At 74.6% G+C, this 8,445-nt stretch carries 9 protein-coding genes and 1 pseudogene; 4 read left to right on the forward strand and 6 right to left on the reverse strand.

The annotated features are described in order from the left end of the window. Together BJF79_RS25855 and BJF79_RS25860 are read left to right on the forward strand one after the other, a co-directional pair. On the forward strand, window positions 1-1,848 hold a 1,848-nt coding region (locus tag BJF79_RS25855; RefSeq protein ID WP_083733918.1), incomplete at its 5' end, for an AAA family ATPase. A 30-nt stretch (window positions 1,849-1,878) separates the two neighbouring features. After that, window positions 1,879-2,964: a winged helix DNA-binding domain-containing protein gene (locus BJF79_RS25860; RefSeq protein WP_075901229.1), complete on the forward strand. Its 1,086-nt coding sequence runs from the start codon at window positions 1,879-1,881 to the stop codon at window positions 2,962-2,964. Window positions 2,965-2,997: 33 nt separating this feature from the next. Here BJF79_RS25860 and BJF79_RS25865 read toward each other — a convergent pair whose 3' ends face one another. Beyond that, a complete protein-coding gene (locus BJF79_RS25865; RefSeq protein ID WP_075901213.1) occupies window positions 2,998-3,615 on the reverse strand; it encodes a TetR/AcrR family transcriptional regulator in 618 nt (205 codons plus the stop codon). A gap of 83 nt (window positions 3,616-3,698) precedes the next feature. Between BJF79_RS25865 and BJF79_RS25870 the strand changes: the two genes are divergently transcribed. Together BJF79_RS25870 and BJF79_RS25875 are read left to right on the forward strand one after the other, a co-directional pair. After that, complete coding sequence (locus tag BJF79_RS25870) at window positions 3,699-4,442, forward strand: SDR family NAD(P)-dependent oxidoreductase (RefSeq protein WP_075901215.1); 744 nt, start codon at window positions 3,699-3,701, stop codon at window positions 4,440-4,442. Between the two features lie 50 nt (window positions 4,443-4,492). Beyond that, window positions 4,493-5,188 carry a histidine phosphatase family protein gene (locus tag BJF79_RS25875; RefSeq protein WP_075901217.1) on the forward strand — a complete coding sequence of 232 codons (696 nt, stop codon included), beginning with the start codon at window positions 4,493-4,495 and terminating at the stop codon, window positions 5,186-5,188. On the opposite strand, the gene BJF79_RS25880 is transcribed toward BJF79_RS25875, so the two are convergent. The 5 genes and pseudogenes from BJF79_RS25880 to BJF79_RS25900 form a co-directional block, all read right to left on the reverse strand. Next, window positions 5,185-6,033: a biotin-dependent carboxyltransferase family protein gene (locus tag BJF79_RS25880; RefSeq protein WP_075901219.1), complete on the reverse strand. Its 849-nt coding sequence runs from the start codon at window positions 6,031-6,033 to the stop codon at window positions 5,185-5,187. The two genes, BJF79_RS25875 and BJF79_RS25880, sit on opposite strands and share 4 nt — an antisense overlap. Then, a complete protein-coding gene (pxpB, locus tag BJF79_RS25885) occupies window positions 6,030-6,644 on the reverse strand; it encodes a 5-oxoprolinase subunit PxpB (protein WP_075901221.1) in 615 nt (204 codons plus the stop codon). The genes BJF79_RS25880 and pxpB overlap by 4 nt, the downstream gene beginning before the upstream one ends. Then, window positions 6,641-7,393, reverse strand: coding sequence for a LamB/YcsF family protein (locus tag BJF79_RS25890; RefSeq protein WP_075901223.1), 753 nt, complete (start codon window positions 7,391-7,393; stop codon window positions 6,641-6,643). The genes pxpB and BJF79_RS25890 overlap by 4 nt, the downstream gene beginning before the upstream one ends. Before the next feature lie 12 nt (window positions 7,394-7,405). Continuing rightward, window positions 7,406-7,771, reverse strand: a complete 366-nt coding sequence (locus BJF79_RS25895) for a hypothetical protein (protein ID WP_075901225.1) — start codon at window positions 7,769-7,771, stop codon at window positions 7,406-7,408. Next, a pseudogene (locus BJF79_RS25900) lies at window positions 7,768-8,445 on the reverse strand (hypothetical protein); the annotation flags it as partial. The pseudogene BJF79_RS25900 and the gene BJF79_RS25895, both read right to left, overlap by 4 nt.

Raw genomic sequence — 8,445 nt, forward strand, 5'->3', positions numbered from 1 at the left:
GTGCCCGCGCGACCCGGGGCCGCCGACGAGCAGCGCGCCGCGGGGGGGGCTCCGACCCCGCGAACGCCCCCGAGGCCGACGCGCGTCCGGGCGCGCGCGGACGACGACCGTCCGGACATCTCGGTCGAGGAGGCGCTCGCCGAACTGGAGGGCATGGTCGGGCTGGAGCCGGTCAAGCGGCAGGTCCGCTCGATCGCCGCGTCGATCGAGGCCGCGCACCTGCGCGCCGCCGCCGGGGTGCCCACCGAGAAGCCGATGCGGCACTTCGTGTTCGTCGGCCCGCCCGGCACCGGCAAGACGACGGTCGCCCGCGTCCTGGCCAAGATCTTCTACGCGTTCGGGCTGCTGCCGGAGCCGACGGTCGTCGAGGCGCACCGCGCCGACCTGGTCGGCGAGTACCTCGGCGCGACCGCGATCAAGACGAACCGGCTGATCGACTCCGCGCTCGGCGGGCTGCTGTTCATCGACGAGGCGTACGCGCTGGTCAACTCGGGGGAGGGGCAGCCCGACCGGTTCGGCGACGAGGCCGTGCAGACGCTGCTGAAGCGCGCCGAGGACGACCGCGAGAACCTCGTGATCATCCTCGCCGGGTACGACGCGCAGATGGCCGAGTTCCTCGACTCCAACCCGGGCCTGGCGTCCCGGTTCGGCACCCGCGTCCGGTTCCCGTCCTACCGGCCGGACGAACTGCTGCGGATCGCCGAGCGGCACACGTCCCGGCGCGAGGACCGGCTCGACGCCGACGCCCGCCGCCGGCTCGCCGCGCGGTTCGAGGAGGTCGAGCGGCGCGGCATCGTCGACGAACTCGGCAACGGGCGGTTCGTCCGGTCGCTGATGGAAGCGGCGGCGCGCGCGCGGGACGTCCGCGTGGTCGACGCGGCGTCGTCCGGGACGGGCGAGGGGCCCAGCGCCGACGACCTGACGACCATCCGCGCGGAGGACGTCGAGGTCGCGTTCGCCGAGGTCACCGAGCGGTTCCGCGGCTACGCCGAGACGCCCACGCTGGAGGAGGCGCTCGGCTCGCTCGACGCGATGATCGGGCTGGGGCCGGTGAAACGGCAGGTCCGCGAGATCGCCGCGCAGCTCCAGGTCGCCCGGATGCGGCAGGAGCAGGGCCTGGTCACCCGCCCCCCGACCAGGCATTTCGTGTTCACCGGGCCGCCCGGCACGGGCAAGACGACGGTGGCGCGCGTGCTCGGCCGCATCTTCGCGGCGTTCGGGTTGCTCGCCCGTCCCGAGGTCGTCGAGGCGCAGCGCGCGGACCTGGTCGGCGAGCATCTCGGCGGGACGGCCCTCAAGACGAACAAGGTCGTCGACTCCGCGCTCGGCGGCGTCCTGTTCGTGGACGAGGCGTACGCGCTGAGCAACCCGGGCTATTCGGGCGGTGACGCGTTCGGGCAGGAGGCCGTGCAGGTGCTGCTCAAGCGCGCGGAGGACGATCGCGACCGGCTCGTCGTCGTCCTCGCGGGCTACGACCGCGACATGGACCGGTTCCTGGCGACCAACCCGGGCCTGGCGTCGCGGTTCGACGTCCGCGTCGACTTCCCGTCCTACGGGCCGGACGAGCTGCTGCGCATCGCCCAGCTGATCGCCGAGCAGGGCGGCGACCAGTGGGAGGACCGCGCCCTGGACGATCTGGCGCTGGTCTTCCAGCGGGCGTGCGGCACCGGCCGCATCGACGAGCTCGGCAACGGCCGCTTCGCCCGGTCGCTCTACGAGAAGGCGTGCGCGTGCCGGGCGCTGCGGGCCGCCGAACTCGGGTCGGCCGCGACCGCCGCCGACCTGACCGTCCTCACCGCCGAGGACGTCCGCGACGCGTTCGCCGAGCTGTCGCACCGGCTCGTCTGAATTGTCGCGGGCGTGCGGTTCAATCGGGGGATGATCTCGGTGACGTGGCCGCAGGTGCTGGCCTGGCGGATGCGGCGGCAGTTCGTGGACCGGCCGGACGCGGCGTCCGCGGTGGACGTCGCGCGCCGCCTCGGCGGCGTGCAGGCGCAGGTGGCGTCGGCCGCCGAGCTGGCCGTGGCGGTCCGGCGCGCGTCCCCGGAGGCGGGCGAGGCCGCACGGGCCCTGCGGGACGAACGCGCGCTCGTCAAGACCTGGGCGATGCGGGGCACGCTGCACCTGCTGCCCGCCGGCGAGGCCGCCGCGTACCTGGCGCTGTGCGGCGTCGCGCGGCACTGGGAGCGGCCGAGCTGGCAGAAGACGTTCGGCGCGACGCCCGCCGACCTGGAGACGATCGCCGCGGCCGCCGCCCGGGCGCTCGCGGGCGGCGCCGTCCTGACCCGCGACGAGCTGACCCGGGCCGTCGTCGAGGACACCGGCTCCACGCACCTGCGGGAGGTCCTCGGCTCCGGCTGGGGCACGCTGCTCAAGCCGCTCGCCTGGTGGGGCGTGCTGTGCCACGGCCCGTCCCAGGGCAAGCGCGTCACGTTCGTGTCCCCGGAGGGGGCGCTGCCCGGTTGGGCGGGCCTGCCGCCGGTGGACGAGGCCGCACGCACGGTCGTCCTCGCGTATCTCGGCGCGCACGGCCCGGCGACACCCGACATGTTCGACAACTGGCTCTCGCGCAAGGCGAACCGGAAGAAGGACGTCAGGGGGTGGTTCGCCGCCCTCGGCGACGAGCTCTGCACGGTCGAGGTGGACGGCGTCCCGATGTCCCTGCCGCGCGAGCACCGCGACGAACTGCTCGACACCGCACCGGCGGCGTCCGTCCGGCTGCTGGGTGCGTTCGACCAGTACGTCCTCGGCGCCGGGACGGGCGCGACGTACCTGATTCCGGCCGAGCGCCGCCGCGAGGTGAGCCGCACCGCGGGATGGATCTCCCCGGTCGTCCTGCACGAGGGCCGCGTCGCGGGCGTCTGGCAGCCCGAGGACGGCGACGTGACCGTCACGACCTGGGAGGACGTCCCCGCCGACCTCCTGGACGCCGAACGCGCGAGGATCCGCGCCCTCCTGCCCTGACCGGGCCGGGCCCCGGACGCCCCGAGCCGCAGGTCAGGCGGGCGGGGGCGATCCGGCGGGGGCGGACGCCGGGCCCGGGACGGCTTGCAGCGCGGTTCCGGCGACCTGCAGCAGGTCTTCCCGGGAGGTGCCGCCCGCGGCCTGCACGGACAGGCCGTACGAGACCGACCAGACGTAGCGGGCCAGGGCGGCGGTGTCGGTGCCGGGCGGGAGGTCGCCCTCGGCGCGGGCGCGCTCGAACCGTCCGGCGAGCATCTTCTCCGACTGGAGCCGCCTCGACTCGATCTCCCGGCGTGCGGCCTCGTTCTGCCGTCCGGTGACGAGCGCGCCCTGGACGAGCAGGCAGCCGCCGGGGCCGCTCGTGGTGACGTCGATCGCGCCCTTGAGGATCGCCTCTGCGACGGCGCGCGCGGTGGGCTCGTCCAGGGCCGCGCGGACGTATCCGGCCGGGCCCTCGGTGTACCGGTCGAGGACCTTGCGGAACAGCGCCTCCTTGTTGCCGTAGGCGGCGTAGAGGCTCGGCCGGTTGATGCCCATCGCCTCGGTCAGGTCGGACAGGGCGGTGCCCTCGTAGCCCTGCCGCCAGAAGACGTCCAGGGCGCGGTCGAGCCGCTCCTCGACGTCGAACGCGCGGGGGCGTCCGGTCGGCATCGGAGTCCTCCTCGGTTGCATTGTGTATCGCTCAGTATATATGGTCGCCTTCAATACCGATCGGTACAAAATTGGAGGCGGTCATGGAGCTGAACGGCAAGGTGGCGCTGGTGACGGGCGGGTCGCGGGGCATCGGCGCGGCGATCGCCCGGGAACTCGCCGGGCGCGGCGCGGACGTCGCGGTCGGTTACGTGGCGTCCGCGGACGGCGCCAAGGAAGTCGTCCGCGAGATCGAGGCGGCGGGCCGCCGCGGCGGCGCCTACAAGGCCGACCTGGCGGACCCGGCGCAGGTCCGGGAGCTGGTCCGGACGGTCGCGGCCGACTTCGGGCGGCTGGACGTCCTGGTCAACAACGCGGGCGTGATCGCCTACGGGTCGATCGCCGAGCAGGGCGGCGACGCCGCGGAGTTCGACCGCATCTACGACGTCAACGTGCACGGCGTCGTGGCCGCCGTCCGCGCCGCCGCGCCGCTGCTGGCCGACGACGGGCGGATCATCACGATCGGGTCGAACCTGGCCCGGCGCACCGGTTCGCCCGGTGTGGCCGACTACGCGGCGACCAAGGCCGCCGTCATCGGCTACAGCCAGGGCGCGGCGCGCGACCTGGCCCCGCGCGGCATCACCGTGAACGTCGTCGGGACCGGCTCGACCGACACCGACATGAACCCCGCCGACGGGCCGACCGCCGACTTCCAGCGGGGCCTCAACGCGCTCGGCCGGTACGCGCGGCCCGAGGAGATCGCGGCGGGCGTGGCGTTCCTCGCGAGCCCCGGCGCGTCGTTCGTCACCGGCACCGTCCTCGAGATCGACGGCGGCGCGCTCGCCTGACCGGCGGGCCGCCCGGCGCGGGCACCGGGACGGACGTTATCGTTCGGATCGTGGACGAGCGGGATGAGCCGGTCGAATACCGGCAGACACGGTACAAGGCCCCCGACGGTTCGACGGAGGTGCTGCTCATCCGGCACGGCGCGTCCGCGCCGGCCCGCGCCGACGCCCCCCACCCGCTGCTCGACGGGCAGGGCGACCCGGAACTCGCGCCGGAGGGACGGGAGCAGGCGGAGCAGGTCGGCGAGCGGCTGCGCGACGAGACCTTCGACGCCCTCTACGTGACGACGCTGCGCCGGACGCACGAGACGGCCGCGCCGCTCGCCCGCCTTCTCGGCATGGAACCCGTCGTGGAGCCGGGCCTGCGCGAGGTGCACCTCGGCGAGTGGGAGGGCGGCACGTTCCGCCGCAAGGTCGGCGAGAACGACGAACTCGTGCGGCGGATGTTCGCCGAGGAGCGCTGGGACGTCATCCCCGGCGCGGAGGACTCCGAGGCGTTCGCCGCGCGGATCGAGGAGAGCCTCACCCGGCTCGCCGCGAAGCACGCGGGCGGGCGCATCGCGGTGTTCACCCACGGCGGCGTGATCGCGCAGGCCCTCGCCGCCGTGACCGGCTCCCGGCCGTTCGCGTTCCTCAGCGCCGACAACGGGTCGATCTCCAAGCTCGTGCGGCTCGGCGACATGGTGCAGATCCGCGGATTCAACGACGTCTCGCACCTGGACTGGTCGGCGCCCACCCCGCTCACCTAACTCCCGAACCGGACGCGCTGCCCCGGGCGCAGCTGCGCGGCGTCCGGGACGGACGCCGACGCCAGCACCGCGACGACGGGGTAGCCGCCGGTCGTCGGATGGTCGGCGAGGAACACGATGGGCAGGCCGCTGGGCGGCACCTGCACCGACCCGGTGACCATCCCCTCGCTGCCCAGTTCCCCTTGGCGCGAGCGTCGCAGCGCGGGACCGTCCAGGCGAACCCCGACACGGTTGCTGTCCGGCGACACCTCGTACACGGCGGACGTGAGCGTGCGCAGCGCGTCCGGCGCGAACCAGCCGTCCCTGGGGCCGGGCAAGACCCGAAGTACCGGCGTCTCCGGAAAGGACGAACCTGGAGCGACGTCCACGGTGATCGGGTCAAGTCTCGTAACCGAACCCAAGGGAAGCCGGTCACCGGCCTGTAGTGGCGCTGGGCCGAGCCCCGACAACAGGTCGGTCGAACGGCTCCCCAGCACTTCCCCCACCGCGAGCCCGCCCCGCACAGCCAGATAACTGCGCAGACCCGACCCGGGCATACCGAACTCGACGCTCGCACCGGACGGAACGTGGCACGGCGCGTTCGTCCCGTACCCGCGTCCCCCGATCCGCAGCGCAAGGGGCGCACCCGTGACCGCGATCCACGCCGCCCGGTGAAAACGTAAAACCGCCCCGCCCAAAGTGAGTTCGACACCCGCCGCGCCCTCCGGATTGCCCACGAGCCGGTTCGCGAGCCGCAGCGCGCGCTCGTCCGCCGCCCCCGACCGGGGGACGCCCAGGTGCGCGAGGCCGGGCCTGCCGAGGTCCTGGACGGTCGCCAGCGGCCCCGGCCGGACGACCTCGATCAACGCACCCCCTCGGGGACGAACCGGACGCGCGTCCCCGGCCGCAGCAGCGACGGCGGATCGCGCTCGACGTCCCACAGCACCGCCGCCGTCCGCCCCAGCAGCCGCCAGCCGCCCGGCGACCGCGACGGATACACCGCCGCGTACCGTCCCGCGACCGCCACCGACCCCGCCGGGACGGCCGTGCGCGGCGACTCCCGGCGCGGCACGTGCAGCGCCGGATCCAGCCCCGTCAGATACCCGAAACCGGGCGAGAACCCCAGATAGGCGACCGTGTACCAGGCGTCCGAATGCCGCCGCACGACCTCGTCCCGCGACAGCCCCGTGAGGTCCGCGACCTCCCCGAGATCCGCCCCGTCGTACACCACCGGGATCTCCACCGGCTCCGCGCCCGCCGCCGCGTCGTCCGGCAGCCGCAGGCCCGGCAGCGCCCCGGCCAGCCGCTCCATGTCCGTGCCCGGCTCGGTGATCACCAGCACGGTCTGCTCGCCCGGCACCACGTCGACCACGCCCGCCGGGGGAGCGTCCCGCAGCGCCGCGTTCAGCCGGTGCGCGCTCGCCAGATCGCCCGCCTCCACCAGCAGCGCCGCGTCCCCCGCCCGCAGCACCCTCACGCGAACGGCTCCAGCGCCACGCCCGCGTCCGTGAGCGCCGCCCGCACCGCCCCCGCCAGCGCCACCGCGCCCGGCGTGTCCCCGTGCACGCACATCGACCGCGCGTCCAACGCGACGTCAGCGCCGTCCACCGCGACCACGCCGCCGTCCACCGCCATCCGGACGGCCCGCCGCACGACCTCGTCCGCGTCGTGCACCACCGCACCCGGCTCCCGCCGCGACACCAGCCGCCCCGCGGCCGTGTACGCGCGGTCGGCGAAGCACTCCGCGACCACCGTCAGCCCCTCGGCGACCTCGTGCACGGCCGAACCCGGCAGCGTCAGCAGCGGCAGCGACGGATCGTAGGCCCGCACCGCGTCCGCCACCGCCCGCGCCTGCACCGCGTCGCGCGCCACCCGGTTGTACAGCGCCCCGTGCGGCTTCACGTACGCGACCCGTCCGCCCTCCGTGCGCGCGATCCCGTCCAGCGCCGCCAGCTGGTACAGCACCTCCGCCGTCAGCTCCGGCGCCGCGACGTCCATCTCCCGTCGGCCGAAACCGGCGAGGTCCCGGTACGACACCTGCGCGCCGATCGTCACCCCGCGCTCCACCGCCGCCGCGCACACCCGCCGCATGATCAGCGGATCGCCCGCATGGAACCCGCACGCCACGTTCGCGCTCGTGATCACGTCCAGCAGCGCCAGGTCGTCGCCCAGCTCCCAGATCCCGAACCCCTCGCCGAGGTCGGCGTTGATGTCGATGACCGCCATGCCTCGACCTTCTCAGACGATCTCCTCGCGGACGTCCTCGACCTCGTGCCGCGACGCCCACGCCTGGTACACGCCCCGGTCGAACGTCTCCAGCCCGAGCCGCTCCGCCACCGGCGCCTTCCCGCCCGCGTACTCCACCCGCAGCCAGCCGTCCTGCTCGCCCAGCACCACGAACGGCTCCCCGCGCCACACGCACCGCGTGCTGACGTAGTGCAGATGGTCGATCTCCACGGCCGGAACCACCCGCAGGTACCGGTCGGCGGAGATCTGCCGGAACCCCTCGGCCTCCCGCTCCGCGTACAGCCGCACGAGATCCCCGTCCGGGCTCGCCTCGAACTCGCCGCCGCGCCACCCCGCGTAGTACCCGAGCCGGATCATGCCCGTCCTCCCGGCAGTTTCACGTGCCACCTGCGCAGATCGGCGTCGAACACGGCCACGAGCCGCTCCGCGCCCTGCGCGTCCAGCCGGTACAGCTCCGCCCCGTGCGGCAGCCGCTGGCTCTCGATCTTGAACTCCGGGATCGACGGGCCCTCGCCCGGCGCGTACCCCGACCCCGGGAACGGCGCCTTCTCGATCACCCAGCCGCCCGGGACGATCCCCATGCTCCACTCGTCGATCCCGCCCAGCGGCCGCCGGAACAACGGCGCCGTCACCGCCGCCCACCGGATGACGAACACCTCCTCGTCCGCCGGACTGAACGGCGACCCCTCGTACACGAGCCCCAGCGCCCGCACGACCGCCGCCGGAGTGCCCAGCCCCCGCACGTCCTCGAACCGGTGCACGTACCCGGCGACCAGGTCGTACCCGCCCTCCAGGTAATGCCGCACATGGTCGCCCCGCACGACCTTCTGCATGACCACGATCTCCTGGCCTGGCGCCCCGTCCACCGACCGTTCGCCGGCCACAAGGGGAACGTCCCCCAGTGCGCCCGGCTCGTCCGCCTGGCGGGCCGTGCCCGGCCCAGGCGGGTACGCCCCGCCCCCAAGCCCGCTCGGCGCCGCCGAGGCCTCGCCGTGTACCTGCGGGGGCGTCGCGGCGAACTCGTCCCGAAG

Source organism: Actinomadura sp. CNU-125 (genome assembly GCF_001942465.1).
GTDB lineage: Bacteria > Actinomycetota > Actinomycetes > Streptosporangiales > Streptosporangiaceae > Spirillospora.